This window comes from Pseudomonas syringae pv. coryli str. NCPPB 4273, from assembly GCF_000972175.1.
GTDB lineage: Bacteria > Pseudomonadota > Gammaproteobacteria > Pseudomonadales > Pseudomonadaceae > Aquipseudomonas > Aquipseudomonas syringae.
In genome coordinates this window covers 1-26,743 of sequence record NZ_AWQP01000004.1, presented here as the reverse complement: position 1 = coordinate 26,743, position 26,743 = coordinate 1, and the positions used below count along the sequence as shown (strand labels likewise).

Annotated in this window: 23 protein-coding genes; 20 read left to right on the top strand and 3 right to left on the bottom strand. The window is 62.2% G+C overall.

Going from position 1 to position 26,743, the window contains the following annotated elements; genetic code table 11:
- The first annotated feature begins 90 nt into the window (after positions 1 to 90).
- Together acuR and acuI are read left to right on the top strand one after the other, a co-directional pair.
- Positions 91 to 750 (top strand): acrylate utilization transcriptional regulator AcuR, encoded by a 660-nt coding sequence (gene acuR, locus P406_RS01900; RefSeq protein WP_003416942.1) that lies wholly within the window; start codon positions 91 to 93, stop codon positions 748 to 750.
- 49 nt (positions 751 to 799) lie between these two features.
- Complete coding sequence (gene acuI, locus P406_RS01895; protein ID WP_046235150.1) at positions 800 to 1,783, top strand: acrylyl-CoA reductase (NADPH); 984 nt, start codon at positions 800 to 802, stop codon at positions 1,781 to 1,783.
- A 5-nt stretch (positions 1,784 to 1,788) separates the two neighbouring features.
- Here acuI and P406_RS01890 read toward each other — a convergent pair whose 3' ends face one another.
- Positions 1,789 to 2,253 carry an Xre family toxin-antitoxin system antitoxin gene (locus P406_RS01890; protein ID WP_046235149.1) on the bottom strand — a complete coding sequence of 155 codons (465 nt, stop codon included), beginning with the start codon at positions 2,251 to 2,253 and terminating at the stop codon, positions 1,789 to 1,791.
- A 223-nt stretch (positions 2,254 to 2,476) separates the two neighbouring features.
- Here P406_RS01890 and P406_RS01885 point away from each other — a divergent pair, with 223 nt between their 5' ends.
- The 11 genes from P406_RS01885 (at position 2,477) to P406_RS01830 (ending at position 16,136) form a co-directional block, all read left to right on the top strand.
- Positions 2,477 to 3,442, top strand: coding sequence for a site-specific integrase (locus tag P406_RS01885; protein ID WP_046235148.1), 966 nt, complete (start codon positions 2,477 to 2,479; stop codon positions 3,440 to 3,442).
- Between the two features lie 333 nt (positions 3,443 to 3,775).
- Entirely contained in the window at positions 3,776 to 4,168 is a 393-nt protein-coding gene (locus P406_RS01880) for a cupin domain-containing protein (RefSeq protein WP_046235147.1), read from the top strand.
- Positions 4,161 to 5,660, top strand: a complete 1,500-nt coding sequence (locus P406_RS01875; RefSeq protein WP_046235146.1) for a methionine--tRNA ligase — start codon at positions 4,161 to 4,163, stop codon at positions 5,658 to 5,660. Before P406_RS01880 ends, P406_RS01875 begins: the two co-directional genes overlap by 8 nt.
- Before the next feature lie 14 nt (positions 5,661 to 5,674).
- On the top strand, positions 5,675 to 6,829 hold the full coding sequence (locus tag P406_RS01870) for an NAD(P)/FAD-dependent oxidoreductase (protein WP_046235145.1): 1,155 nt from the start codon (positions 5,675 to 5,677) through the stop codon (positions 6,827 to 6,829).
- On the top strand, positions 6,826 to 7,806 hold the full coding sequence (locus P406_RS01865) for an ABC transporter substrate-binding protein (RefSeq protein ID WP_046235144.1): 981 nt from the start codon (positions 6,826 to 6,828) through the stop codon (positions 7,804 to 7,806). Before P406_RS01870 ends, P406_RS01865 begins: the two co-directional genes overlap by 4 nt.
- Positions 7,807 to 7,849: 43 nt before the next feature.
- On the top strand, positions 7,850 to 9,169 hold the full coding sequence (locus P406_RS01860; protein WP_046235143.1) for a lysine N(6)-hydroxylase/L-ornithine N(5)-oxygenase family protein: 1,320 nt from the start codon (positions 7,850 to 7,852) through the stop codon (positions 9,167 to 9,169).
- 5 nt (positions 9,170 to 9,174) lie between these two features.
- Positions 9,175 to 11,355, top strand: a complete 2,181-nt coding sequence (sbnB, locus tag P406_RS27020) for a 2,3-diaminopropionate biosynthesis protein SbnB (protein WP_082100674.1) — start codon at positions 9,175 to 9,177, stop codon at positions 11,353 to 11,355.
- Positions 11,355 to 13,103 carry an FAD/NAD(P)-binding protein gene (locus tag P406_RS01845; RefSeq protein WP_046235142.1) on the top strand — a complete coding sequence of 583 codons (1,749 nt, stop codon included), beginning with the start codon at positions 11,355 to 11,357 and terminating at the stop codon, positions 13,101 to 13,103. Before sbnB ends, P406_RS01845 begins: the two co-directional genes overlap by 1 nt.
- A 15-nt stretch (positions 13,104 to 13,118) precedes the next feature.
- A complete protein-coding gene (locus P406_RS01840; protein WP_010430066.1) occupies positions 13,119 to 13,763 on the top strand; it encodes a LysE family transporter in 645 nt (214 codons plus the stop codon).
- A 24-nt stretch (positions 13,764 to 13,787) separates the two neighbouring features.
- Positions 13,788 to 14,942, top strand: coding sequence for an iron-containing alcohol dehydrogenase (locus P406_RS01835; RefSeq protein ID WP_046235141.1), 1,155 nt, complete (start codon positions 13,788 to 13,790; stop codon positions 14,940 to 14,942).
- 3 nt (positions 14,943 to 14,945) lie between these two features.
- Positions 14,946 to 16,136: a serine hydrolase domain-containing protein gene (locus P406_RS01830; RefSeq protein ID WP_046235140.1), complete on the top strand. Its 1,191-nt coding sequence runs from the start codon at positions 14,946 to 14,948 to the stop codon at positions 16,134 to 16,136.
- Here P406_RS01830 and ftrA read toward each other — a convergent pair.
- Entirely contained in the window at positions 16,096 to 17,049 is a 954-nt protein-coding gene (gene ftrA / locus P406_RS01825; protein ID WP_003314848.1) for a transcriptional regulator FtrA, read from the bottom strand. The two genes, P406_RS01830 and ftrA, sit on opposite strands and share 41 nt — an antisense overlap.
- Before the next feature lie 142 nt (positions 17,050 to 17,191).
- Here ftrA and P406_RS01820 point away from each other — a divergent pair, with 142 nt between their 5' ends.
- The 4 genes from P406_RS01820 to treS all read left to right on the top strand — a co-directional run bounded on the left by P406_RS01820 (position 17,192) and on the right by treS (position 21,120).
- Positions 17,192 to 17,797 (top strand): DJ-1/PfpI family protein, encoded by a 606-nt coding sequence (locus tag P406_RS01820; RefSeq protein ID WP_003314850.1) that lies wholly within the window; start codon positions 17,192 to 17,194, stop codon positions 17,795 to 17,797.
- A 229-nt stretch (positions 17,798 to 18,026) separates the two neighbouring features.
- Complete coding sequence (locus P406_RS01815; RefSeq protein WP_003400996.1) at positions 18,027 to 18,326, top strand: LysR family transcriptional regulator; 300 nt, start codon at positions 18,027 to 18,029, stop codon at positions 18,324 to 18,326.
- Complete coding sequence (locus tag P406_RS01810; RefSeq protein ID WP_235810436.1) at positions 18,323 to 18,892, top strand: substrate-binding domain-containing protein; 570 nt, start codon at positions 18,323 to 18,325, stop codon at positions 18,890 to 18,892. The genes P406_RS01815 and P406_RS01810 overlap by 4 nt, the downstream gene beginning before the upstream one ends.
- Positions 18,893 to 19,056: 164 nt before the next feature.
- Positions 19,057 to 21,120 carry a maltose alpha-D-glucosyltransferase gene (treS, locus tag P406_RS01805; RefSeq protein WP_003410725.1) on the top strand — a complete coding sequence of 688 codons (2,064 nt, stop codon included), beginning with the start codon at positions 19,057 to 19,059 and terminating at the stop codon, positions 21,118 to 21,120.
- 50 nt (positions 21,121 to 21,170) lie between these two features.
- Here treS and P406_RS01800 read toward each other — a convergent pair whose 3' ends face one another.
- Positions 21,171 to 22,934, bottom strand: a complete 1,764-nt coding sequence (locus P406_RS01800) for a sigma-54-dependent Fis family transcriptional regulator (protein WP_046235139.1) — start codon at positions 22,932 to 22,934, stop codon at positions 21,171 to 21,173.
- Between the two features lie 279 nt (positions 22,935 to 23,213).
- Between P406_RS01800 and P406_RS01795 the strand changes: the two genes are divergently transcribed.
- From P406_RS01795 to P406_RS01785, 3 genes are all read left to right on the top strand, one after another.
- On the top strand, positions 23,214 to 24,695 hold the full coding sequence (locus tag P406_RS01795) for a benzaldehyde dehydrogenase (protein WP_046235138.1): 1,482 nt from the start codon (positions 23,214 to 23,216) through the stop codon (positions 24,693 to 24,695).
- 86 nt (positions 24,696 to 24,781) lie between these two features.
- Positions 24,782 to 25,549, top strand: a complete 768-nt coding sequence (locus P406_RS01790; protein WP_046235137.1) for a coniferyl-alcohol dehydrogenase — start codon at positions 24,782 to 24,784, stop codon at positions 25,547 to 25,549.
- 84 nt (positions 25,550 to 25,633) lie between these two features.
- On the top strand, positions 25,634 to 26,581 hold the full coding sequence (locus P406_RS01785) for a SphA family protein (protein ID WP_046235136.1): 948 nt from the start codon (positions 25,634 to 25,636) through the stop codon (positions 26,579 to 26,581).
- The last annotated feature ends 162 nt before the right edge of the window (positions 26,582 to 26,743 follow it).

The following is a 26,743-nucleotide window of genomic DNA, read 5'->3' as shown; positions in this document are numbered from 1 at the left end:
ATGGCGTGAATGGCAAACGCCACGTCGAGCGTCGACAAGCCGGGACGGTCGCTCGGTTGACATAAAAAACGATCGGTCTACTATTCGTGCATGACTCAGCCAACTATCCCGCTACCCACTCCCTCACTCGCCAGGCCCCGGCGTCCCGGCCGGCCACCGAAGGTTGATCGCGATAACCTCGAGACCCGCGAGGCGCTGCTGCGTCGAGGTCTGGAAGTGCTCACCGAGCAGAGCTTTTCTGCCACGGGGCTGGATTACATCCTCAAGGAAGTCGGCATTCCCAAAGGGTCGTTCTATCACTACTTCCCCAGCAAGGAAGCATTCGGCCGGGCGGTGCTGGATGAGTACGCGCGCTATTTCGCGCAACGGCTCGACCACTGGCTGCTGGATGAAGCGCTTTCGCCACTGGAACGACTGGTCGGCTTTGTACAGAGCGCCAAGGGCGGTATGGCGCGACACGACTATCGACGCGGTTGCATGGTCGGCAATCTGGGCCAGGAAATCAGTCTGTTACCGGACGGATTTCGCGAGGTACTGGAACAGACGCTGCTGGACTGGCAGTCAAAGCTGGCGGGCTGTCTGAGGGCTGCGCAGTCAATGGGCGAGCTGGCTGCAGACGCTGATTGCGATGAGCTGGCCGCGTTTTTCTGGATCGGCTGGGAGGGCGCAGTGCTACGCGCCCGGCTGGTTAAAAGCGCTACACCGTTGAACACGTTCATTGCCGGCTACCTTCGCGGTTTGCCGCAATGATTTCTCTTCAGAGCTATTTAAAGACGATCAGTCTAAATTGGAGGCGCATATGTTCAAGGGCATCTTTATCGACAAGGATGAGGCGGGCTACCACGTCAATCTGACCGACATCGACGAAGCGCGGCTGCCCTCGGGCGACGTGACGATCAACGTGTCGCACAGCACGCTCAATTATAAGGACGCGCTGGCGATCACCGGTCACAGCCCGATCGTGCGCAGCTTCCCGATGGTGCCGGGTATTGACCTGGCCGGTACGGTCGAAGCCAGCGATACCCCTGAGTTCAAGGTCGGGGACAAGGTTCTGCTCAATGGCTGGGGCGTCGGCGAAGGGCATTGGGGCGGGCTGGCGCAAAAGGCCCGGCTCAAGAGCGAGTGGCTCATTCCTCTGCCACGGGCCTTCACGCCGGCGCAGGCGATGGCCATCGGCACGGCGGGCTACACCGCGATGCTCAGTGTCCTGGCATTGGAAAAGCACGGCTTGACGCCTGACCACGGCGATGTGCTGGTCACCGGCGCCAATGGTGGGGTCGGCAGCTTTGCCATCGCCATCCTGGCCAGGCTCGGCTATCGGGTCATTGCCTCCACCGGGCGGGCCTCGGAAAGCGACTACCTGCAGCAACTCGGCGCGGCACAGATCATTGATCGGCAAACCCTCTCGCAGCCTGGGCGACCGCTGGCCAAGGAGCAATGGGCGGCGGCAGTCGACTCTGTCGGCAGCCATACATTGGCCAACGTGTGCGCCGGTATTCGTTATCGCGGTGTGGTGGCGGCCTGTGGCCTGGCGCAGGGCATGGAGTTTCCGGGGTCGGTTGCGCCGTTCATTCTGCGCGGCGTCACGCTGGCGGGTATCGACAGCGTGACCCGCCCGCGCGCGGATCGGCTGGAAGCCTGGTCGAGGCTGGCGAGCGACCTGGACATGTCGTTGCTGCCACTGATCAGCCGTGAAGTCGGCTTGAGCGAGGTGATCGACCTCGCGCCGCAATTGATTGCAGGGCAGGTTCGTGGGCGGATCGTGGTGGATACTGCACGCTGAGTGAATCACGGCGCGTCGGCACTGGCACACTCGAGTGCGACCAGTGCGCGATGTACTTGCGTCGTGCCGAGCCCGGTTTCGCATAATTGCAACGGCGTGCGACCGCCGAGTGAGGTGTTGCGGGCAACCAGCCATTGGCCGGCACGCTCGGGTGTTGCAAATACCTGCAGGGCGTGGCTGGCGATCATCGCCACACGGTCCAGGCGTTCGGAGGCTACCAGATCCAGTGACTGCTGCTGGCGCTGACGCCGTTCGAGGGTTGAAATCGATGCGTTGAACAGCGCTTCCATTTGCCGGGGGCCAAGGGCCAGCGCTTCCCGTACTGCACGGATCCAGCGCGGCGCAAAGCCCGCCTGAATGTTCGTCAGGCGTTGGGCTTCGCTGCGCTGACTGAGCTGGTGGGTCAGCAACCAGAAACTGGCCGCCGCTTCACGACGGCCAGTTGTTTTGCTGGCAGAGGAAGGAATCAAGGTGCGTGCCGGCCTTCGATGGCGGAAAGGACGGCCAAGGCTATCTCAGGCGACGCGTCGTTCAAGCGGCAGGATGTTACCGGGCGTTGCCTGACCGGGAAGGCGGCGCGCTGCAGCGCAGGTGTCGCACCAGAGCCCTCGTGCTAAAGTCGGTCGCCTGAATACGAATGAAAAGCGCCGTGGCTGTTGGCACGCGCTTGCACCAGAAAAGGCGTCGCTTTCTATGCCGCACGACCCTCACACCGATCAGGACGCACGCGTCGTCAGCCAGCCTTCGCTGCCCGACGTCAACAAGCCGCTGCGCCTCTACCTCGACCGCCTGGCACCTTCAAGCCGCCTGACCATGACCTACGTTCTGCAGGATGCGGCAGACCGGCTGGGCATGGCTGACGTCGATATTCATGATATTCCCTGGCATACCCTGCAACCTGGCCACGTTACCGCGCTGGTCGCAACGCTGCGTCAAGATGACTACGCGCCCAATACCACCTCGCTGTATGTGAACGCCATTCGCGGCGTGATGAACGAAGCCTGGCGACACGACCTGATCAGCCACGATCAACTGCTGAAAATCCGCTCGATCAAACCGGTCAGCGGCACGCGGCTGGTCAAGGGCCGCAACATCCGTCGCACGCTGATTCGTGAGCTGATGGAAGCCTGTGCTGCCGACCCCAGGCCGCAAGGGCGTCGCGATGCCGCGATCATTGCCATTCTGTATGGCTCGGGGATGCGCAAGTCCGAGTCGGTCAACCTCGACCTTTCCCAGGTCGACTTCGCCGAGCGCAGCCTGCGGGTGCTGGGCAAAGGCAACAAGCAACTGATCAAGTACGCTCCCGAATGGGCCTTCAAGGCGCTGACCGACTGGCTGGCGTTGCGCCGGTCGTGCCTCCCGCCGGGGCAGGGCGATGATCCGTTCCTGTTCAACCGGATCCGCCGTGGCAGCCATATCACCCGCGACAGAATCACCAAGCACGCCATTTACTTCATCGCCAAGCAGCGCGGGCGGCAGGTGGGCGTGAACATCATGCCCCACGATTTTCGACGTTCGTTCATCACCCGGGTGATCGAAGAGTTCGATCTGTCGATTGCCCAGAAACTCGCGCACCACACGCACATCTCGACCACCGCCAGTTACGACATGCGCAGTGACAACGAGCGGCGCAACGTTGTGGACCGGTTTGATCTTTGAGCAAAAAAAAGCCACCTCGCGTAAACGGGGTGGCTTAAAAGATCTAACCAAAGGAGTGATGAAGCAGAGCAGAGATTCACCGGCATCGCGACGCGGATTCGCGGGGCCGGGAGAAATGTTCGTTCATCGCCGGCAACGTTAACACCGCCGTCCCCGATTCAGTTATCAGCGTTATCGATAGCCGTCATTGTCAAAAAAAATAGGACGGCGGGCCTGCCTGTGGATCGCCATCCAAAAACTGGATAGTTCGACCCTGAGCTATCCGGCAATCGGATAGCCAACAATTGGCAACAATTTCATGCTTTGCCGCACTTGAAACGTACGGGACTGAGCATGGAAAAGTTCGATATACACCGTAAAACCCGATTCGACTCGTTGGTACACGAGTACGGTCTGGATGGCAGCCGCCTGCTGCCGTGGGAAGGCTACCCGATGCCGTTCGCTGGCGGCTGGTGCGTGGTCCGTCCGGGCACCTGCAGCGAAGCACACACCCAGATCGATCAGGAAATCTTCATTGCCATCAAGGGCAGTGCGCGTCTGGTTGTCGGTGACCGGCAGATGGATTTCACCGTTGGCGATATTGCTGCCATTCCGAAACACACCAACCATTACGTCATCAACGATTCCGCCGAGGACTTCCACTTCTATGTAGTCTGGTGGGATATGAACTACGTCAACGCGTTCGTGGCGCACCACAGCGAGACCACGGGGTGTCTGGATGAGTAAGTTCATTGTCACCATCACGCCACCGACCCCCAACGGCGATTTGCACATAGGCCATATCGCCGGGCCGTTTTTGGCCGCTGATGTGTTCACCCGCGTGCAGCGCCAGCGTGGCCACGAGTGTGTGCTGGTGTCCTACTCCGACGACTACCAGTCCTACATGCTGCGCAAAGGGCTGGAGCAGGGCATCGACCCGGTGGAGCTGGCCGGGCGAAATTCCGACCGCATCGAGGCCTCGCTGGCGGCCATCAACATACAGCCCGACAACTGGATGCGCCCGCACGACAACCCGTGGTTCGCCGAAGCGGTTGGCGAGGTGTTCGGTGCGTTGCGTGATGCTGGCGCGATCGAATGTCGGGATTCCAGCGAGCCGTATTGCCCTGATTGCGACGTCTGGGGCTACGAGGCCTTTGCCCGGGGCAACTGCAATTACTGCGGTGCCGAGTCCGACGCCAGTCAGTGCGAGAACTGCGCCCAGGCGCCTGACGCCGAGCTGATGACGGACTTGTGCTGCAAGCTCTGCAGTCAGCCCTCGCAATGGAAAAACGTCCATCGCGCGTTTCTGAAACTGGCCGGGTTCAAGCCCCAGTTGCGTGACCGCCTGCTGGGCCAGTCATGGCGCAAGCCGCTCGACAGCTGGTTGCGCGACAGCCTGGAGCACCTGCATGACTGGGGCGTCACACGCCCGGGCGACGGTGGGCTCGACCTGCAGGCCGACGGCTCGTGCCGGGTGCACACCTGGTTCATGGGGCTGGCGGGCTACATGGCGGCATTTCGGGAGTATGCCGACCGCGTCGGGCGTCCTGAGCTGTTTCGTCAGTACTGGCAGTCGGGGCAGGGCACGCTGGTGCATTTTCTCGGCTTTGACTGTGTGTTCAGCCACGCCATCGTCTATCCGGCGCAACTGACGGTGCTGCGCGACATCAAGGTCCGCCAGCGCTTCATGCCCAACCAGTTTCTCAAGCTGGATGGCCTGAACCTGTCGACCAGCCGCAACCATGCGATCTGGGTCGGCGACCTGGCCCGTGAGGCCTGCGCCGACAGTGCGCGCCTGTATCTGGCGAGTATCGCGCCTGAGGAAAGCGAGGGTGATTTCCGCCTGGCGCAGTTCCTGGCATGGCGGGCAGAGGTGTTCGGCGAGTTTTTTCCGGCCTTGCTGGAGGCCGGCAGCAACCGCGACGACCACTGGTGGAGCGGACTCTGCGGGGCAGACGCCGGACTCCTGGAAGCGTTGCGCGTGCAATGGAGCAAAGCCTCGGAGCCTGCGCAGTTTTCGATGAAACGCATGGCCCAGGTGCTGCTCGACGTGATCGCCATTACTCGCGCGCGTCTGGCCGAAGGTCGCCCGATCAGCCATCTGGCAGCTTTCATCGCGGTGCTTGGCAAGGCGCTGATTCCGGACATGTCAGCGCAGATCATCAGCGCGTACGGACTGCCTGAAGCCCGCGTCCACGCCACGCTCATGAACGGCCCGGCCGCTGAATACTCCATCTGAACGGATTCACGACAATGCTCATCGATTATGAGATAGCGGTCATTGGCGCCGGGATCACCGGCGCCAGTATCGCGGCGAAGCTGTGCAGCGCCGGTGTGTCGGTCGCGCTGATCGACAAGGGCGCAGCCGGCAGCTTGGGCGCAAGCGGCTATTCCGGCGGCCTGGTTCGCCTGTATGACAGCGATCCGCTGCTGATGGAGCTGGCGGCCTATTCCATCAGCCTGATGGACGACGGCATTTTTGCGAGCACTTACGCCAGTGCGTTGCGGCGTACCGGGGTGATTTACCGGGCTGCCACGGACCAGCTCGATAACCTGCACCGCGCCATCGACCAGTACGGCAGCGAACGCTACCCGATGCGCCTGCTGTCAGGTCACGAGCTCGATGGCCGGCTCTACCCGCATTGCCCGGCGCTGGAACGGGTCAACCTGTTTGAGCCACGCGCCTTCGTCGGCAATGTGCGCCAGGCCGTTGCTGCGCTGTGTCAGTCGGTACGCCAGCAGGGTTTGCTGCTGGAACATCGCGAGATCAAGTCCATCGACTGCCGAGCCCCCGACCTTGTGCACATCGACCTGGGCAGCGCCACGCTGCGTTGCCGGGCCGTGGTGGTCGCGGCCGGTGCGTGGAGCCAGCACCTGGTGCCGCACTCGGGGCTGGAAGCACGCTCGATTCCTCTGGCCCGGGTGCTGACCGAAGGCGACTGGTCAATGCCGGTGATCGATGCGGTGACCCAGAGCTACGGCATACCGCTGACTCGGCATATCGTGCAGACCGGCTGTGGCGCGCGTGACAGCGGCCTGTGGCCCGAGCACCTTGCGCAGCCTGACGCACGGCATAGCGAAGACGCCTGCAAGCGCGTCGCCCAGTTGTGCGCCTCGGTCGGCAAGCCGCACGTGCTCGATGTGTTGCCCGGTTTCGACAGTTACAGCGCCGACGGTCGGCCGATGCTGGGGTTCTGTGCCGAGCGCAGCCCGGTGTATCTGGCCGCAGGCATGTCCGGGCTGGGCTTCAAGTTCGCGCCCGGCGTGGCGCACATTGCTTTCGAGCAACTGCTCAGGCATCTGGCCGGAACGGATCGCGCTTGCCCCGGCTGGTCTGCATTGTCGCCAGGCAGGTCGATGCCGGGCTTTTCAGCACAAGACCTCGCGCTGGCGAGTGTGCAGTCATGACGTCCTCGGTCGACTCGCGCCTGCCGGGCTTGCGGGTCGGGGTCAGCGCTCTGTTCGACCCCGACGACACGCCGCATGCACGGACCTTTTTGAGGGCGCTGGCGGTGGCGCGCAATTGCATGCCGGGGCTTGAGCGGGTGCAGTGGCACTTTCTCGACGACGCTGCCGATGCCGTTCGCGGGGCCGATGTGGCCCGGCAAATGATCGACTGGAAGGCCGATCTGGTCATCGGTCATTTCTCTTCGGATGCCGCCGTCGCTGCCGCGCCGCTGTATCGGCACGCCGGCATTGTCCTGCTGACCCCTGCGGCGACGATTGATTGCCTGACCCTGGAGCATCACAACGTCTTTCGTTTCTGCCCCGCGGACCGGCAACTGGCGGCGGATCTGGTCAGCTGGCTGGCGGCTCGTCAGTGGCCGCGCGTGCATGTTCAGGCCGACGACAGTGCTCACGGGCGGGCCTTGTGCGTTGCCATCGGCGCGGCGCTGGCTAGTGCCGGGTTACAACGTGTCGACGAGCTCGAGCAGGCCGATGTCGAGGTGTTTGCCGGACGCCTCAAACCCAGTCGCGAGCATTGGCAAGCGCGGCGGCAGACCGGCAGTACCCGACCGCTGGTGCTGACCGACGACGCTGCCTCGCCGTATCTGGGGCGCGCCGCAACGCACGACAGCAATACCTTCGTGATCGGCTTCGGCGCCCCGGACAGCGCCGGACATCGCTGTCAGGCCCAGGCACTGCACCGGTCACTGTTCGCTGCCGAACCGCAGACCTACTTTCGCGAAAGCCTGCTGATGCTTTACGTGTTGGCCGAGGTGGCCCGCGGCGGTCTTCGCGCCTCGCAACTGCCGGATGCGTTTCGGCACAGCACCTTCAACACACCGCTGGGCACGGTCAGCTTCGATCAGGGCGAGCTGCGCAGCGCGACGACCTGCCTCTGGACGCCAGGCTCCACCGGGCTGAGCCGCATCACCCCATAGCCCCAAAACACCGCTTTATACCAACTCTAAGGACAGGAACTTCATGGGTAACTCGACACCACACACCTTGCATTCGGACGCCGTCTGTATCGGCTTCGGTCCGGCCGGTATCGCGCTGGCCTGCGCGTTTGCCGATGCGCGGGAGGCCAATGACCCGCTGGGCACGCTGTCCGTTCGCTATCTGGAAGCTGCGCAGGACAGCCAATGGCATCGCGAACTGCTGCTGGCCGGAACGGACATCAATCATCACGTATTTCGCGATCTGGTGACCCCGCGCAACCCGCGCAGCCGCTTCTCATTCGCCATGTACCTCAAGGAACACGGGCGAATGTTCGATTTCGGCCTGCTGGGCCGCCCGGCCAGTCGTCATGAATGGTCGGATTATCTGGCTTGGGTCGCCGCGCAGGTGGACAGCCAGACCTGCTTCAACACGCTGGTCACCGGAATTGACCCGGTGTTGCGTAACGGACGCCTGCATGAGCTACGCGTATGTACGCCGGATACCTGTTTCACGACGCGCAATGTCGTGCTGTCCAGCGGCAGCGCGCCGCGTATTCCGCCCGTGTTCGAGGCGCTGATCGGCCCGACGCTGTTTCACACGTCGCAGTTTCTGAGCCGCCTGCAAGCCTTCGGCGATCAGTTGCCCAAGCGCTGGCTGGTGCTCGGTTCGGGGCAGAGCGCCAGTGAGTCGGTGCTGGAGCTGGTCAGCCGCGACGCTGGCATCGAGGTGCATTCAGTGCATCGCTCGGCCGGTTTCAAACTCACCCAGCTTGGCCAGTTCCCCAACCGGGTATTCGCCCCGGATCACGTCGATTATTTCCATAGCCTGGACCCGGCCGCGCGGCAGCGTTTTCTCGACTGGAGCCGCTCGACCAATTACGCAGGGATCGACCCGGACGAAAGCCAGAAGCTGTTTTCGTTGATCTACGAAGACTCCATCGCTGGTCGCAAACGTCTGCAGACCTACGCCTACAGCGTGATCAGCGCCATCGAACCTGTCGCCGAGGGCTACCGGGTCGAGCTGACCGACACCTTCAGTCAGCGCACTCAGGTGCTGGAGGTCGATGCCGTGGTACTCGGCACCGGGTATCAGCAGTACCTGATACCGCCGTTGTTGAGTGGTTTGCAGCCATGGCTGCAGGCCGATGTCGACGGGGGGCTGCTCATTGATCGGGATTATCAGGTCGCCACCCAAGGCGAGTGCGACGTGAATATCTGGGTCAACGGCCTTTCCGAACGCAGCCACGGAATCAGTGACAGTCAGTCGTTTTCACTGATGGCACTGCGCGCCGAGCGTATCGCCACGGCCCTTCAGCAGGCCGTAGCACCGGCAGCCGAACCTTTGCTGGCACAGTGGAAGTGAAGCCCATGTACAACTCTCTATGCGAAATCGTTCACGATCAGACCTTCCTCAAGGTGACGGGCCTGGGCGCCGATTTCTTCCTGAAAATGGAATCACTCAACCCGGCAGGCTCGATCAAGCTCAAGACTGCCGTGGGGTTGATCAATGACCTTCAGGCGCGGGGCCAGCTGGGCCCGGACACGATTCTGATCGAGTCCTCGTCGGGCAATCTCGGGGTGGCGCTGGCGATGATCTGCGCTGAACGGGGCATCCCGTTTACCTGCGTGGTCGACCCCAACAGCTCCAGCCACAACATCCGCATGATGCGCAGCTACGGCGCCGAGGTCATCCAGGTCGAAATCCCGGACGCCAACGGCGGGTTTCTGGGGACGCGCATCGAGCTGATTCGCCAAAAAGTGGCCAGCGACCCGCGCTACGTCTGGCTCAATCAATACGAGAATGCAGCGAACCCGCGTGCCCATGCGCGAACCACGGCGCGTTCGATCAGCCAGCATTTCGGCCATGTGGATTATGTGTTCGTCGGTGCCGGGACCACTGGCACGCTGATGGGCTGTGTCCAGCATTTTCAGCGGCATCACCCGACCACCAGAATTATTGCCGTCGACAGTGTCGGTTCGGTGACCTTTGGCACTCCGGCCAGCCGGCGCTTCATTCCCGGACTGGGCACCAGCCAGCGCCCGCCGATCTTCAACGCCGACGGCATTCATGCGCTGGAAATGGTCCCGGAATCACAAACCGTCGCCATGTGCCGCATCCTCGCGCGCAGCAAGGGCCTGCTGGTCGGCGGGTCCACCGCAACGGTGATCGCGGCGGTGCATGCCTGGCGCGAGCGCATCGAGCCCGGTTCAGTGGTCGTGGCGTTGTCGCCGGACTGGGGCGAGCGCTACCTGGATACTCTTTACGATGATCAGTGGGTCGAGCAGCGTTTTGGCCATGAAGTGCTGAGCATGACCTTGGCGGATCTTTCCTCATCAAAGGCTGCAACATCTTCGGGAAGCGTGAAAACGCCTTCGCGAGCAAGCTCGCTCCCACAGAATAGGTGTGTAAATGTCGTGCGCGCGCACGCAACGCCTTGTGGGACCGAGTTTGCTCGCGAAAACGGCGGTTCAGTCGCAGCGCCTTCGGGTGCAAGCGCGCTTGCGCAGGAGCAGAGTTCAACCTTCTGGCTGGCCGCCGAGCGGCTGAAGCGGGCGGCGTTCCATGTGGTCGACGGTGAGGTGGTTGCGCGCCTGCTGGCGGCGGACCCGCTGGCCTGTATCGATCACGTGCAGGCGGCGTATCTGGCTCATGAGGCTGGCCAAACGATCAATCCCGACAGTTACTTTCTGCGCTTTGCGCAGGCGCCGGCCAATCGCATCATTGCCTTGCCCGCCAGCCTGTCGGGCGAGCAGTCGGTCAGTGGCATCAAATGGATTTCCAGCTTTCCGGGCAATATCGACACGGGCCTGCAGCGCGCCTCGGCAGTGCTGATCCTCAACGATCCACTCACCGGTTATGCCTTTGCCTGCCTGGAAGCCTCGCGCATCAGTGCCATGCGCACGGCAGCCTCGGCGGTGCTCGCTGCGCGCTGGATGAACCGCCAGCAGCGTCATGTCGGGCGAATGTCGTTCATCGGTGCCGGTTTCATTGCCCGCACCATCCTCGACATGTTCGTCAGCGATGGCTGGACGATGGACGCGGTCAGCGTCTTCGATCAGCACCAGGACTCGGCGCTGGCGCTGGGCCGGCATGCCAGTCGCCACGGACTGCACAGCGAGCCGAGCGACCTGGCGACGTGCCTGCAAGCCGATGTGGTGGTGTTTGCCACTACTGCGCCAAGCCCTTATGTGCTGGAGCCGGTGTTTCAGCCGGGGCAACTGGTGCTGAACATCTCGTTGCGCGATTTGGGGCCGGAGGTCATTGCCCAGGCCAACAACATCCTCGATGACGTCGAACACTGCCTCAAGGCTCAGACCTCGCCTGACCTCGCCGTGCAGCAGTACCAGCACCGTTCGTTCATTACCGGGACGCTGGCGCAGCTGATGACCGGGCAAGTGGAGCTGAGTCCGGACAAGGCTTCGATCTTTTCGCCGTTCGGGCTCGGCGTGCTGGACCTCGCCGTGGGGCAGCGGGTGTATCGCCAGGCGGTGGCCGAGGGCAGCGCTTTGCCGGTGCCGCAGTTCTTCTTTGAATCGGCGCGCTGGTGATGGCCATGCATACGCATACCGTCGCCATTATCGGCATGGGGTCACGCGGGTTGAGCATTCTGGAGCAGTTGATCGGCATGGGTCGCCAAGACGTGCGGCAACCGCTGCATATCGAGGTGTTCGATCCGCAGTCGCCGGGCAGCGGGCTGCACCATGCGCAGCAGCCGGATTACCTGATGCTCAACACCATGGCCGGTCAGTTGTCGGCGTTTTCCTCGGCCTTCCCGGCGTGTGAACCGCCAGGCCCGACCTTTTTGCAATGGTGCAGCCGTGAGGATGTACGCCTGGACGCGCGCGGCCATGTCAGCCTGGATGGGCAGGGCAGAGCGGTGGCATTTGGCGACTTCGTGCCGCGTGCATTGCTCGGGCGCTATTTGCAGGACAGTTATCGTTTTCTGCTGCAACGCTGCCCGGCGCATGTGCAGGTTCGCCACCACGCCGAGCAGGTGCTGAGCTGCCAGCCAAGGTCGCAAACGCCGGGTTTCCGGCTGCGCACCGGCAGTCTGGCAATGGACGTCGATGGCGTATTCCTCACCAGCGGGCATGCGCCTGATACCCCCGCGCAGCAGGACGTCGGCGATTGCGTGGTCATCGAAGGCGTGGGACTGACGGCCATGGACACGCTGGCGCATCTGACTGAGGGGCGCGGCGGGCGCTACGTGCGCGATGGCGGCTTCGCCGGCTGGCGTTACCTGCCGTCCGGACGCGAGCCCAGGGTGTTGATGTACTCGCGTAGCGGATTGCCGTTTCATGCCAGGCCGCAATGGCATGCCTGCCGTCACGCACCCTTGCCAAGGTTGTTTTTCACGGCCGACGCCATAGCGCGTCTGCGCGAGCAGAAGGAAGGCGGGCGGCTCGACTTTCGCGCCGATGTGCTGCCCCTGATCAAGGATGAGATGCGTGCCGTGTTTTATCAGGCCAGGGTCCGCATGGAGGCGCCTGGGCGGTTGGACTCTGTCCAGCGCCTGCTGCGCGAGTCAAGCACCAGACCGGCAGTGCTTGCCCGTCTGGCAGAACAATGGGGTGCATTCGAGCCTGAGCACTGGCTGAGCACCCAGCCCTGGTCTGGCGCCGAAGGCTCGTATGGGCCGTGGTTCGTCGACTGGATCAAACGTGACCTGGCCCTGAGTCGGCTGGGCACCGTGCACAGCCCGATCTGTCAGGCGCTGGAGGTCTGGCGCGATTATCGCGACCTGTTGCGTCTGGTCGCCGATCGCAACGGCCTGACCGAATCCTCGACGCTGGAGTTCTATGGCACCTGGGCGGGACTGAGCAATCGTCTGGTCGGCGGGCCGCAGAAGGAACGCCATGAAGACCTGCTGGCGCTGATCGAGGCCGGGGTCGTGACGGTTCTGCCGCCGATGAGTGACGTGCAGGAGCCGCACAACCGCCTGTCTGCCCGGGTCGCCCACAGCGGTGTGTCGGGCAGTCGTCAGGGGTTGATCAACGATCTGCGCGAGCGCGGGCTGATTCGAGCCGCCCATGCCTGGCCTGCCGATGGCATCGACACCGACGCCGTGGGTCGCGCAATCGGTGGCGACGGTGAGGTGCAACAGCGGCTCTGGGTTCTCGGGCCCGCCGTGGAAGGCTGCACGTTCTACAACCACTACGTACCGACACCTGATCCGACCTGTCGCGCGCTGATAGAAGCGCGCCGGGCGGTCGAGTCCTGCCTGGATACGCTGACAAACACAACTTCAAGTGGCATCACATTTCAGTTGAAAAAAGCCATTCAAGCCATTAATTAAAAAGGAATTATTACTATGTACGAAATCACTTTGCTGACCGCTCTCGCTGGCGCGTTCATCGTGCTGATCATCAGCCCCGGTCCGAATTTTCTGGTCATCACCCAACTCTCGTTCAGCCAGTCGCGGCAGCAGGGTATCTGTGCCGGGCTGGGCGTGGCCTCGGGCAGCATTCTCTGGGCCTTGCTGGCAGCCACCGGGTTGGGGCTGGTGTTTCAGCAGTTGCCATGGCTGCAACCGACCCTGCAATTGCTCGGCGGTGCCTACCTGACCTGGCTCGGCAGCAAAAGCCTGCGCAGTGCCGGCAGCCAGCCCAAACCCAGGGACATCGCTGCGCTGGGCATTGGCAGTCTGAGCCGTGCCTATCGGTTCGGCTTGCTGACCAACCTGACCAATCCCAAGGCGCTGGCGTTCTACACCAGCGTGTTCACCACCGTGACCACGCCGGGCATGCCGATGTGGGTGCGTACTGCGGGTGTATCGATCATCGCGGTACTGGCGATTTCCTGGTTCGTGCTGCTCGCCACGTTGTTTTCGATACCTGCGGTACAGACGCGCTATCAGCGCATGAAAAAGGCCATCGACATCGTCACCGGCCTGTTCATGATCGCTTTCGGCCTGCGCCTGCTGATCGGTTTGCTGCCGGCTGGCTTCATCCACTGAAATCATTTGTAAAGGAATACCTGAATGCATCGCAACGACTGGCACTACCCGACTTCCATCCGCGCAGGCGCAGGACGCGTCAATGAACTGGCCGACGCCTGCAGGGTGACCGGCATACAACGTCCGCTGCTGATCACCGACAGCTTTCTGGGCAGTACCGACATGATCGCCCGCGCTTTAGAGGACTGCCGCAGTCAGTTGGGCCACTGTGGCCTGTTTGACCGGGTCAAGGGCAACCCGACCGGCACCAATGTCGCCGAGGGGCTGCACGCTTACAGAACCGGTGGCTACGACGGTGTGATTGCGTTTGGCGGCGGCTCGGCGCTGGACGCTGCCAAGGCAGTCGCACTGATGTCGGGCCAGACCCGCCCGTTATGGGATTTCGAAGACATCAACGACAACCATCTGCGCGCCGATCCGGATGGCATTGCGCCGGTGATTGCGCTGCCGACGACGGCCGGGACCGGCTCTGAAGTCGGGCGTGCGTCGGTGATTACCGATGAACAGGCGCAGGTCAAACGCACCATCCTGCACATTCGCATGATGCCGCGCATCGCGATTCTGGATGCCACGCTGACACTCGACCTGCCCAGGCACCTGACCGCCGCCACCGGGGCCGATGCCTTGACCCACTGCATGGAGTCCTGGTGTTCGCCGGTCTGGCACCCGATGGCCGAAGCGGTTTCGGTCAAGGGCATGCAGATGATCAAGACGTTTTTACCGCGCGTTGTTGCCGATGGGCAGGACCTGGAGGCGCGGCAGCAGATGCTGGTGGCCTCCAGCCTTGGCGCGGCCGCGTTTCAGCGCGGGCTGGGCGGCGTACACGCAATCGCGCAGAGCCTTGGGGCGCTCTACGACCAGCATCATGGCTTGCTGAACGCGATCCTGCTGCCCTACGTACTGGAGGCCAATCGCTCGGTGCTGCAGACGCAAATGGACGATCTGGCGGTTTACCTGCGGTTGCCTTCGCCCGGTTTCTCCGGGGTGATGGACTGGCTGCTGACGCTGCGCGAGCAGATTGGCATTCCACATACGCTGAGCGAGATCGGCATCGATGATCGCGAAGCCGAGCGGGTCGGGCAGATGGCCTTCGCCGATGGCTGCTCGCACACCAACCCGATTCGCCATTCGGCGCAGGTCTACGCGCAGATTTTCAGCCGTGCAGTGAGGGGCGAGTGAACCATGGCTGCGCTGAACGAGGCGGGCATACAGCGTCTTGACCAGGTCTGGCGCGGTTTCGTCGAGCAGGGCCGGATCGTCGGCGGCGTGCTGTTGCTGGCTCGGCAGGGCCGCGTGGCATATGCCAGTGCGCGCGGCTGGGCCGATCGCGAGCAGCAGATTCCGGTCACTCGCAGCACGCGTTTTCGCCTGGCCTCATTGACCAAGCTGTTGACCTCGGTCGCAGTATTGCGGCTGTGCGAGCGGGGTGTGTTGGATCTGCAGGCTTCGGTGACTCGCTGGCTGCCAGCCTTTCGGCCGCGTCTGGCGAATGGCCGTGAGCCGCTCATCACGCTGCAGCACCTGCTGTCGCATACGTCGGGTTTGAGCTACGGCTTTGAGCAAGCGCCCGATAATGCCTATCAGCGGGCCGGGGTGTCGGACGGCCTGGACCGTGTACCGTTCGACCTGCAGGAAAACCTGATGCGTCTGGCGAGTGTGCCGCTGCTGTTCGAGCCCGGCAGTGCGTGGGGATACTCGCTGGCCACCGATGTGCTGGGTGCAGTGGTCGAACAGGCCACGCGGCTGGCGTTGTCAGAAGCCATCGATAAATGGGTCACCGTGCCTTTGCGTATGCACGCGACCTCATTCAAGTGCCTACCGGAGTGTCCGCCGGCCAGTGCCTACAAGGATAGTCTCAGCGGCCCGCAGCGTATCGGCGACGACGATGGGGTGTTGCTCGACAGCGGCCAGGCGCGGCTGTCCGCAGCTCGCGCCTTTGAAACCGATGCGTATGAGTCGGGCGGGGCGGGAATGCTCGGCACGGCTGATGACTATCTTCGGCTGCTCGAATGCCTGCGCCTCGGCGGCGCGCCGCTATTGGGTGAGGCCAGTACCGCGCGCTTGCTGGGCAATGCGATTGGCCAGACGAGCATCGCCAGCCGCGGGCCCGGCTGGCGGTTCGGGCTGGGGCCGATGATCCTCACCGACCCAGTGCTTGCCGGGCAGCGGCAGGGCGCGGGAACCTGGTCATGGTGCGGGCTGTATGGCAACCATTACTGGGTCGATCCGTGTGCTGCGCTGAGCATGGTGGTTCTGACCAACACGGCGGTTGCCGGCGCGTGGGGCGAATTTGCCGACGCAATCGTCGATGCGCTTTACCCGGAGCCCGTGGTCAGGCCCGGGCAAATTGCTTGCGGTAACTGCTCGGGCTGATGCCCACCAGATTGCGGAAGTGCCGGCGAAACGACTCTTCGGAGCCGAAGCCGGCGCGGTCCACCACTTCATTCAGGCGCAATTTCGACGATTCCAGCAGTTCCTTGGCGTAGGCAATACGCTCACCGAGCAGCCAGTCGTAAGGCGTCAGCCCGGTACTTTCCATGAAGCTGCGGTGCAAGGTGCGGGTACTGAGCGCCGCGCGTGAGGCCATCTCCTTGATGGTATGCGGGCGCTGCAAGTCGCTGCGAATCCAGTCCATCAGGTTGGAAATCGGCCCGTCGCTGGCCGATACCAGTTGCCGGGATGCGTATTGCGATTGACCGCCTTCGCGATGAGGTGGAATGACCATGCGCTGCGCGACCATGTTGGCGACGCGCGAGCCGTGATCGTTGCGCACCAGGTGCAGCATCATGTCCAGCCCGGCGGCCGAGCCTGCTGCGGTCACGATGCTGCCCTGATCCACATACAGTTCGTTGGGCTGAATGGTCAGGCCCGGATACATGGTGGCCAGCAGGTCGGTGTAGCGCCAGTGGGTAGTCACTTTGTGCCCGTCGAGCAGACCGGCCGCCGCCAGTACGAAAGCCCCGGTACAGATCGAGCAGATTCGCGCGCCGCGTGCATGAGCCGCCTGGAGCTGTTCGATGAGCCGTTGCGGGACCTCGGATTCCACCCCGCGCCAGCCCGGCACGATGATCGTGTCGGCGTTTTCCAGCAGCACCTCGCCGGGTGTTGGCACGATGGTGATGCCCCCGGCAGCGGTGATCGGGCCGTCGTCGACCGGGAAGGTCGCGAACTCGTACCAGCTGACGCCCAGCTCGGGTCTTTTCAGCGCAAAGACTTCAACCGTGCAGCCAAATTCGAAGGTGCACAGCTGGTTGTAGATGAGTGCGACAACGAGATGATTTTTCATGGCGCGATGTTACCGGATATTGGCATTTCAGCCAGTAGTTTGGCGTGATGCTACTGAGTAATCTGCTCTGTGTCACCGCTGAAACCCGCTTAACCCTCACTATGATGCAAGTGGTCTGCCCTGCAGGCCCTGGAGCCAACTCGTGCCACTCAATATCGGTATCTACGTTTATGACGACGTCGAGGTTCTCGACTTCGCTGGCCCCTATGAAGTGTTCACCACCGCAACCCGCATGCACGCCCGCAACAGCCGTGATGACCGGCAGTTGTTCAACGTGTTCACCATCGGCCGCAGCACGGCGCCGGTGCGTGCCCGCGCCGGGCTCAAGGTCGATCCGGATTTCTCGATCAACGACCATCCGCCCGTCGACTGCCTGATCGTCCCGGGTGGCGTGGTGACCGCCGAGCTGGAAAAACCCGACGTGATCCACTGGATCAGCGATCAATCAGAGCCCGGTCGCGTGGTCGCTGCCGTGTGCACCGGCGCCTTCCTGCTGGCCAGGACCGGCAAGCTGGCCGGCAAGCAAGTGACCACCCACTGGGAAGACATCGACGACCTCAAGGAGATGTTCCCGTCGGTGGACGTGCTCAGCACGCTGCGCTGGGTCGATGAGGGCTCGTTCGTGACATCGGCAGGCATTTCTGCCGGCATCGACATGAGCCTGCACCTGGTCGAGCGCCTGCACAGCCGTGAACTGGCCGAACGCACCGCGCTGCAGATGGATTTCGACTGGACCGAGAACGACTGAGTCATCCAGTCGCGCTGCGGATACCCCTGAAGAGGCTGTGTGCGCGAAATGTGCATAGCCAGCGCTTCAACGCGATAGCCAGCGTCCGCCTTACCCCCGCTTGAGACATTCATTCGAACAGCCGATAAACCGGCCAGCTCGGTGTTTCGGCGGGGGTTTCCTGTATTCCCGAGCCTTTGGCTCAGCGGCAGGACCGCACCCACCTTTGCAAAACCAGAGTGCAGGACACATGAAAACCCACTTCTTCAAAGTCGTTCAAACCGTTGCACAGCACGGTTCGTTCTCCGAGGCCGCCGCCATTCTGGGCTGCAGCCAGTCGAACATCAGCTATGCCATCAAGGAGGTCGAAGATTTTTTCGAAAAACGCCTGTTCATTCGCAGCCGCACAGGCTGCACGCTCACCCCTGAAGGCAAGGTCATCAGCCAGACCCTGGGAAATATCATGGCCACGCTCGAACAACTAAAAAAAATGGGGTCAGTGGCAGCGTCACCATTCATTACCACTCGCACATCCGCGAGACCGGCCTGAGCGCCTCGCTGGACTTTCTCGCCCATCATTACCCCGATATCCACCTGAACGTGCTGCACCGCAGCGAACAGCATCCGTCGCTGGACGCATTGATAAAGGGCGTGGCCGATATTCTCATCCTGCCGGGCCCTGTGCTGGACGAGCATTACCTCGAACACCATTGCTGGTCGGACCATTACGTACTGGTGGCGGCGCGCAGCAAGCAGGGCGCGGCGCAGTGTTTCGCCGAGCTTGCGCAGGTGTCGCGCTATGTGGCCTGGCGGCATCCTGGGGTCGAGCGCCTGCACCAGCAACTGGCATCGGCACAGCTACGGCTCAATCAACGTGGCGAACTCAGTTGCCTGGACACGCTGCTGGACCTGGTCGGCAAGCGCCATTGCATCTCGATTGTGCCCGGCGCGCTGTTGAACGGACGGCTTCGCGAGCTGGAGTCGATCCCGCTGCCGCTGACCGTGATGCGCCAGATCAGCGTCGTGGCGCGGCCTGCTTCATTGCTGTCCAACGCCGCCAATGCCGTGGTTCAGGCACTGAAAAAACCACCGGCCTCGAACACTCGGCCTGATTGACCGAGGTGTCACAAAACACTGTCACAGTGCCCTCAACGAACGTTTGAACGCGATACGAATGCAACGAATCGGGCCGGCAAGGCTCATATCCGTAAGCAATACATTCAGGACGCTCCGCACGCGGAGCGTCTCAGGTCGCCGATTCGAGAGGAAGACTGAACGCTATGACGATACCGGACAAGCAGTACGTGGAATGGCTGGTCGAGCAATCGATGCTGAACGCCGCAAGACAGCGCGCCAAGACCTATTCGGGGCAGGGCAGGCTCTGGCAGCGTCCTTTCGCCCTTGCACGTCCCAGAGACGCCTCCGCTATCGCCTCGGTCTGGTTTACCGCCTACCCGGCCTCCATCGTCACCCGCGAAGGCGGCTCGGTGCTCGAAGCGCTGGGTGATGAAACCCTCTGGCATGCACTGTCGGAAATCGGCATTCAGGGCATTCACAACGGGCCGCTGAAGCTTTCCGGCGGCTTGCAGGGCCGCGAGCGCACGCCAAGTATCGATGGCAACTTCGACCGCATCAGTTTCGGCATCGACCCGGACCTGGGTACCGAGGCGCAGTTGTTGAGCCTGACGCGCATTGCCGCAGCGCACAACGCGGTGATCATCGACGACATCATCCCGTCGCACACCGGCAAGGGCGCAGATTTCCGCCTGGCCGAGATGGCGTACGAGGATTACCCCGGTCTGTTCCACATGGTCGAGATCCGTGAGGAAGACTGGCAGTTGTTGCCTGAAGTGCCTGCGGGCCGCGATGCGGTCAACCTGATGCCCGATGTGGTGGATCAGCTGCGCGACAAGCACTACATCGTCGGCCAGTTGCAGCGGGTGATTTTCTTCGAGCCCGGGGTCAAGGAAACCGACTGGAGCGCCACTGACGTGGTACAGGGCGTTGATGGCAAGGCCCGCCGTTGGGTTTACCTGCATTATTTCAAGGACGGCCAGCCCTCCCTGAACTGGCTGGACCCCAGCTTTGCCGCGCAGCAGATGATCATCGGTGACGCGCTGCACGCCATCGATGTCATGGGCGCCCGGGTGCTGCGCCTGGACGCCAACGGCTTCCTTGGTGTCGAGCGTCGCGCCGAGGGTACCGCCTGGTCGGAAAGCCATCCGCTGTCGATCACCGGCAACCAGCTTCTGGCCGGTGCGATCCGCAAGGCGGGCGGCTTCAGCTTCCAGGAGCTGAACCTGACCATCGATGACATTGCCTCCATGGGTCAGGGTGGTGCGGATCTGTCCTACGACTTCATTACCCGGCCGGCCTATCAGCACGCGCTGCTGACCGGCACCACCGAGTTCCTGCGCCTGATGCTGCGTCAGGTGCATGCCTATGGCATCGACCCGGCGTCGTTGATCCATGCCTTGCAGAACCACGATGAACTGACCCTGGAACTGGTGCACTTCTGGACGCTGCACGCCCACGATACGTTTCATTACCAGGGCCAGACGTTCCCGGGCAACATCCTGCGCGAGCACATCCGTGAGGAGATGTACGAGAAGCTGTCCGGCGAACATGCGCCGTACAACCTCAAGTTCGTCACCAACGGCGTTTCCTGCACCACGGCGAGCATCATCACTGCAGCGCTGGGCATTCGCGACCTGAGCACGATCACCGATGCCGACATTCAGCAGATCCAGCATATCCACCTGCTGCTGGTGATGTACAACGCCATGCAGCCGGGCGTGTTTGCTCTGTCGGGTTGGGACCTTGTCGGTGCCCTGACGCTACCGGCCGACCAGGTCGACCATCTGATGCAGGATGGCGACACGCGCTGGGTTCACCGCGGTGCTTACGATCTGGTCGATCTGGACCCGGAAGCCGAGTTTTCTGCGGGTGACATGCCGCGTCCCAAGACGCTGTACGGCAGCCTGGTCACTCAGCTCCAGCGTCCCGATTCGTTTGCCTCGCAGCTCAAGAAGATTCTCGCTGTGCGCCGCGCCTATGACATCGCGGCAAGCCGCCAGATTCTGATTCCGGATGTCGAGCATCCAGGGCTGCTGGTCATGGTCCATGAATTGCCCGCCGGCAAGGGCACGCAGATCACTGCGCTCAATTTCAGCGCCGAGACCATCGTCGAAACGCTGCACCTGCCGGGTATTGCGCCGGGTCCGGTGGTCGACATCATCAACGAGCGTGTCGAAGGCGATCTGACCGATCAGGGCGAGTTCACCATCACCCTGGATGCCTACGAAGGGTTGGCCCTGCGTGTGGTCAGCGCCTTGCCACTGTAAGGTGTAACGCGCAGCTGGATCGGCTGCGCGTTACCGCTGAGTCAGGCTGTTCAGGGCTGACGCTTTTTCAGGCGGTAGGCAAACTGGGCGCGGCTCAGGCCCAGCAAGCGCGAGGCGGCCGCCAGGTTGCCTTCGCTCTTGTCCAGCGCCTCCTGGATCAGGCGCTGTTCGAGATCGTCGATGGAGAACGCCTGATCCGATTGATTTAGGGAGTCTAGCAGCGAGGTCGCAGGTGCCTGTTGTGCACCCGCAGCCGATGCCTGACGCAGTGCGCCGTGGTGATTCAGCGAGTAGGGATCCCGCGGTAACGATTCGTTGCGGAAAATATGCACCAGATCGATGGCCTGGCCTTCATCACTGGCAATCAGGCCACGCTCGATCAGGTTCTGCAATTCACGCACATTCCCGGCAAAGTCATAACCCAGCAGGGTTTTCAGCGCACGCATGGTCAATCCGGCCGGCGTCCTGCCGTACTCCTGACAGAAGCGCTTGAGAAAGAAGTTGATCAGCAACGGGATGTCATCGCGGCGCTCGCGCAATGGCGGCAGGGTGATCGGGTAGACGTTAAGGCGATAGAACAGGTCTTCACGGAAATCGCCATCGGCCACCGCCTTGCGCAGGTCGACGTTGGTCGCCGCCACCACTCGAACGTTGACCTTGATGCCGTGCACGCCCCCAACACGCTCGATCTCCCGCTCCTGCAAGGCGCGCAGCAGCTTGCTTTGCCCGGCAAGGCTCAGCGAAGTGATCTCATCGAGAAACAGCGTGCCACCGTTGGCGCGCTCGAAACGCCCGGGTCGGGAGTGCGTTGCCCCGGTATAAGCCCCTCGCTCCACACCGAACAGCTCGGCCTCAATGAGGTTGTCGGGGATGGCTGCGCAGTTGAGCGCCACGAACGGGCCTTCGCGGTTGCGGCTGAGCTGGTGCAACTGGCGGGCGAACATTTCCTTGCCGACACCGGACTCACCGCTGATCAAGACGGTTGCCGGGGTCATCGCCACCCGTTGCAAGGCCTGGGTGGCCGCATTGAAGGCAGCGCTTGCGCCGACCAGCGGCTGGTCGGTGGCCGTCGGTGGGCTTGCCTCATAGTTCACCGCTGGCGTCGGGGCGCTGTGCACTGGAGCAGGTGAGTTGACCGCTCTCAGGTAGCTCAGATCGCGTTCGACATCGCCCCATTGTTCCGAGGTTTTGCCGACTACACGGCAGCTCGCATGCCCCATGCCCCGGCATTCGACTTCGCGGAAAACCACCATCTGCCCGAACAGGCCGCTGACAAAACCGGTGGCGTAGCCGATTTCGGTCCAGCACACCGGGTCCTGGCCGATACCATAGGCCGCGACATGCTCGTCGGCTTCGCACGAGTGATGCCAGAGAAACTCCCCTTCGTAGAACCCTGACTCGGCGTCGAATTTAAAGTGCAACGGCTCGACCTTGGTCATACCTTCCAGGGTATGCAAGTGCGTACCGGCCCGAAACGCCGAGGAGGCGTCAGCCTGTGGCCAGCGCTCGCGAATCAATCGGGCGTCCCGCGCGCCAGACAGGTACCCGGCACGGGTGAACATCCCGCGTGCCTGCTCCTGGCCCAGCCGCTCGATGATCTCGCGGCGCAGGGTGCCGAATGATGAGGTGTGCAGCAGCAACATGCGCTGGTCGTTGAGCCAGATGCGCCCGTCGTCAGGCGAAAAGAACAGACAACTGGTCAATTCCTCGGCGGTTGGCGAGTCGCCTGCGTGCGTCTGACTGCTGTCGCCACGAGGCGAGAAGTGCTCGGTGGGGACGCTGTGATCGGGCAGCTCGCAGTGAGGGTTGTTCATGGGTGTACCTCGGCCGGGCGATGGTCGAAATGATCAAATCGAGGCTTGATTAATAAACATAACTTCATCAAATGAACAAGCGTGTCCGCGTAGAGTTTCCACTGAGGGCGCTCGACGCTTCTGCGTGGTCGTCGAAAACCCTTGTTCTAAAGCGGTTGAGTGATGACATGATGGTCGGATTACAATCCCGGCACAGGCTTTGCTCTGACGTAAGTACGGCGCATGCTTCCCGTGGCAAATGGGGCAGGCGATTACAACCATAAAAGCCGGAGTCTTTATATGTCAGCGTCTGATGGCACCCCCCTGTTGCAACGCGCGATTGAAGCCGAATGCGTTTTCAATGGCGACTGGATTCCTTCCTCGTCTCCTTCATTGCCCGTCATCGAGCCTGCGACCGGCGAGCTATTGATGAACACCGCCATGGCCGATGCCGCGGACATCGCCGTTGCCTGCCGTGAGGCTGCGCTGGCTCAACCTGCCTGGGCGGCGCTGGGGCCACGTGAAAAGGCCGACATATTTCTTCTGGCCGCCGATCATGCGGTCTGTGCGTTCGATGAACTGGCCCTGTATGTCGCCCGCGAGACCGGTGGCAGCCTGCAAAAGGGCCAGCACGAAGTGAACGAGACCATCGTGTTGTTGCGTCAGGCTGCGGGGATGCTGTCGCAGGCCCATGGTCATGGCCTGATACTGCCCAGTCAGGCCGGTCGTCTGTCCTATGCGCGGCGTGTCGCGCACGGTGTGGTGGGGGTGATATCGCCGTTCAATTTTCCTCTGGTACTTTCCCTGCGCTCGGTCGCTCCGGCCCTTGCTGCCGGCAATGCCGTCGTGCTCAAGCCCGATCCACAGACGCCGATCAGCGGCGGTTTCCTGATCGCCCGGCTGTTCGAAGAAGCCGGCCTGCCCAAGGGACTGTTGCACGTGCTGCCGGGTTCGGCCGATGCCGGCGAAGCGCTGTGCCGCGACACCAACGTGCAGATGATCACCTTTACCGGTTCGACTGGTGCCGGACGCAAGGTTGCCGAGGCTGCGGGTCGCAACCTGAAGAAAGTATCCCTGGAGCTGGGCGGCAAGAATCCGCTGGTGATTCTCGAAGACGCCGACCTTGATCTGGCCGCCAGCAATGCGGCGTTTGGTGCCTGGCTGCACCAGGGGCAGATCTGCATGGCCACCGGGCTGATCCTGGTCCACGAATCCATCGTCACCGAGCTGACCCGCAAGCTGGCGGACAAGGCGCGTGCGCTGACGGTGGGTAACGCGGCGCGCGGTGAGGCTGCTCTTGGGCCGCTGATCAACAAACGGCAGTTACAGCACGTGCATCAGGTGGTCAGTGACAGCCTGCAGGCCGGCGCGCAACTGGAAACCGGTGGCGAGTACGAAGGCCTGTTCTATCGACCGACCGTGCTCAGCGGCGTGAAACCCGGCATGCGCGCATTCGACGAAGAGATTTTTGGCCCGGTGGCCGTGGTGGTCAGTTTTTCCACGGACGAGGAAGCCATCGAACTGGCCAACCGTTCCGAGTATGGCCTGGCAGCTGCGGTGATCTCCCCGGACATCGGCCGCGCGACGGCGCTTGGCGACCGGCTCAGGTGCGGCATGTTGCACATCAATGATCAGACGGTGGCCGATGAGTGTGTCAACTCGTTCGGTGGGCGCGGTGCGTCGGGCAACGGCAGCAGCGCTGGCAGCCCCTCGGACTGGGATGAATACAGCCAATGGCAGTGGGTGACGGTGAAGAACCAGGCGCCGGCGTATCCATTCTGAATCTGACTGATATTCCATGCTTCATTGCAGCGGGTGATTTGATTTACCGGCAAGACGTGATCCAACAACAATAAGAGCGCGTGACTATGAACCTGAATAACAAAACATTGATCGTCACTGGTGTGTCATCCGGTATCGGCGCTGAGCTGGCACGTGTGGCACGCTTCCAGGGTGCCCGAGTGATCGGCATCGATCGTCATGAACCGCAGCTGACCGTGGACAGTTTCTTCCAGGCGGACCTTGCCGACCCAGGCAGTATCGACGCGTTGATCGAGCGCTTGCCCAAGCAGATCGACGGCCTGTGCAACATCGCCGGTGTCCCCGGCACAGCTCCCGTTCAGGCGGTCGCTCAGGTCAATTACCTCGGGCTGCGTCACCTGACCCAACGTTTGCTGCCGCGCATCGCGCCGGGCGGCAGTATCGTCAACGTGGCGTCGATACTCGGTTCGCAGTGGCCGGAAAGGCTGGAGCTGCACAAGGCGCTGGCCGCCACCGAAAGCTACAGCGAAGGGCAGGAGTGGCTGGCGGCCAATCCGGTCGCCCATGAAACCTGCTACCAGTATTTCAAGGAAGCGCTGATCGTCTGGAGCTTCAAGCAGTCGCAGGAATGGTTTCGCGATCATTCGGTGCGCGTCAACTGCGTCGCGCCGGGGCCGGTGTTCACACCGATTCTGGGCGATTTTGTCAGCATGGTTGGCCAGGAGCGGGTCACCCGCGATGGCCTGCACATGAAGCGTCCTGCGCTGGCCGATGAGGTGGCCGAGGTGATTGCGTTTCTGTGTTCCGACGCCTCGCGCTGGATCAACGGTGTCAACTTGCCGATAGATGGAGGGTTGGCCGCTTCCTACGTGTAATGGCTGCACGTGTTGCAACCCCGGCGACGCGTTCGTGGCGTCGGGGCTCTTGAAAACAACAACAATAAGTACAGGAATCCCAAGATGCCCAAGTCTGTCTTGCGTACCGTTGCGACCGTATCATTCATCGCCTTGTCATCGACTGCATACGCCTATGACTTGCCCGGCCTCAATCTGGGCAACACCAGCTTCTACGACGGCTCCCCGGCGCCTGCAGGCCCGGGCTGGTATCTGGAGGAGTATCTGAACTATGCCAAGGCCAATCGCTTCAATGACGTGAATGGCGACAAACTGCAACTTCCCAAACAGGATGTGGATGTATTGGCGGTGACCACGCAGATCATCTACGTCGGTCAGCCAATGGCCAATGGTGCCATGCCGGGTATTACCGCAATCAACACGTCACTGGCGCATGTCGACGTGGATGACGGTCTGGGCAACACCGCCCTGAGTTCGCGCGCCGGTTTCGGCGATCTGGTCATCGGCCCGTTTCTGCAGCTGCCGACGATCACCCGTGCCGATGGCAGCCCGCTGCTGACCCAGCGTGTCGAGGCGGACATTGCGATTCCGGTCGGCGCCTACGATCGCAATCGCTCGATCAACCCCGGCAGTAATTTCTGGTCTTTCAACCCGTACTATGCCGCGACTTACTGGTTCTCGCCGAAATGGTCGGCCAGTGGGCGTTTCATGTATTTGTGGAACGGCAAGAATGATGACCCGCAAGCCGGGTTCGGCAATGTTTCCGATACGCAGGCGGGGCAGGCTCTGCACGCTAACCTGACTCTGCAATACGCGGTTAACGAGCAACTCTCGTTGGGGCTCAACGGTTACTGGCTCAAGCAGTTCACGGATACCCAGGTGGACGGCCATGATGTCAGTGGTCGCAAGGAAAAGGTCTGGGCCATTGGCCCTGGCTTCCTGTATGCCTTCAACAAGGAGAACGTGCTGACGGTCAATAGCTACTTCGAACAGGGGGCGGAAAACCGCACCGAAGGCAACAAGGTGGTGCTGAATTTTCTGCACAAGCTGTAAGGCATGAGATTGTTTTGACTATCGTTCCTCACGCGTGGGAATGCCGTTCGTGACGCTCTGCGTCACACCTCTCAGGTGCGGCGCAACAGCATGACTTGCCGTTAGCCGTTGCCACAGGAGTACTTTTCGATCGCGATGGCGCTGACGACGCAGAGTGCGACG

What these genes read in the sequence shown, in the direction of transcription:
- acuR (WP_003416942.1), top strand. Translation starts at nt 91, where the DNA reads ATGACTCAGCCAACTATCCCGCTACCCACTCCCTCACTCGCCAGGCCC.
- acuI (WP_046235150.1), top strand. Translation starts at nt 800, where the DNA reads ATGTTCAAGGGCATCTTTATCGACAAGGATGAGGCGGGCTACCACGTC.
- P406_RS01885 (WP_046235148.1), top strand. Translation starts at nt 2,477, where the DNA reads ATGCCGCACGACCCTCACACCGATCAGGACGCACGCGTCGTCAGCCAG.
- P406_RS01880 (WP_046235147.1), top strand. Translation starts at nt 3,776, where the DNA reads ATGGAAAAGTTCGATATACACCGTAAAACCCGATTCGACTCGTTGGTA.
- P406_RS01875 (WP_046235146.1), top strand. Translation starts at nt 4,161, where the DNA reads ATGAGTAAGTTCATTGTCACCATCACGCCACCGACCCCCAACGGCGAT.
- P406_RS01870 (WP_046235145.1), top strand. Translation starts at nt 5,675, where the DNA reads ATGCTCATCGATTATGAGATAGCGGTCATTGGCGCCGGGATCACCGGC.
- P406_RS01865 (WP_046235144.1), top strand. Translation starts at nt 6,826, where the DNA reads ATGACGTCCTCGGTCGACTCGCGCCTGCCGGGCTTGCGGGTCGGGGTC.
- P406_RS01860 (WP_046235143.1), top strand. Translation starts at nt 7,850, where the DNA reads ATGGGTAACTCGACACCACACACCTTGCATTCGGACGCCGTCTGTATC.
- sbnB (WP_082100674.1), top strand. Translation starts at nt 9,175, where the DNA reads ATGTACAACTCTCTATGCGAAATCGTTCACGATCAGACCTTCCTCAAG.
- P406_RS01845 (WP_046235142.1), top strand. Translation starts at nt 11,355, where the DNA reads ATGGCCATGCATACGCATACCGTCGCCATTATCGGCATGGGGTCACGC.
- P406_RS01840 (WP_010430066.1), top strand. Translation starts at nt 13,119, where the DNA reads ATGTACGAAATCACTTTGCTGACCGCTCTCGCTGGCGCGTTCATCGTG.
- P406_RS01835 (WP_046235141.1), top strand. Translation starts at nt 13,788, where the DNA reads ATGCATCGCAACGACTGGCACTACCCGACTTCCATCCGCGCAGGCGCA.
- P406_RS01830 (WP_046235140.1), top strand. Translation starts at nt 14,946, where the DNA reads ATGGCTGCGCTGAACGAGGCGGGCATACAGCGTCTTGACCAGGTCTGG.
- ftrA (WP_003314848.1), bottom strand. Translation starts at nt 17,049, where the DNA reads ATGAAAAATCATCTCGTTGTCGCACTCATCTACAACCAGCTGTGCACC.
- P406_RS01815 (WP_003400996.1), top strand. Translation starts at nt 18,027, where the DNA reads ATGAAAACCCACTTCTTCAAAGTCGTTCAAACCGTTGCACAGCACGGT.
- treS (WP_003410725.1), top strand. Translation starts at nt 19,057, where the DNA reads ATGACGATACCGGACAAGCAGTACGTGGAATGGCTGGTCGAGCAATCG.
- P406_RS01800 (WP_046235139.1), bottom strand. Translation starts at nt 22,934, where the DNA reads ATGAACAACCCTCACTGCGAGCTGCCCGATCACAGCGTCCCCACCGAG.
- P406_RS01795 (WP_046235138.1), top strand. Translation starts at nt 23,214, where the DNA reads ATGTCAGCGTCTGATGGCACCCCCCTGTTGCAACGCGCGATTGAAGCC.
- P406_RS01790 (WP_046235137.1), top strand. Translation starts at nt 24,782, where the DNA reads ATGAACCTGAATAACAAAACATTGATCGTCACTGGTGTGTCATCCGGT.
- P406_RS01785 (WP_046235136.1), top strand. Translation starts at nt 25,634, where the DNA reads ATGCCCAAGTCTGTCTTGCGTACCGTTGCGACCGTATCATTCATCGCC.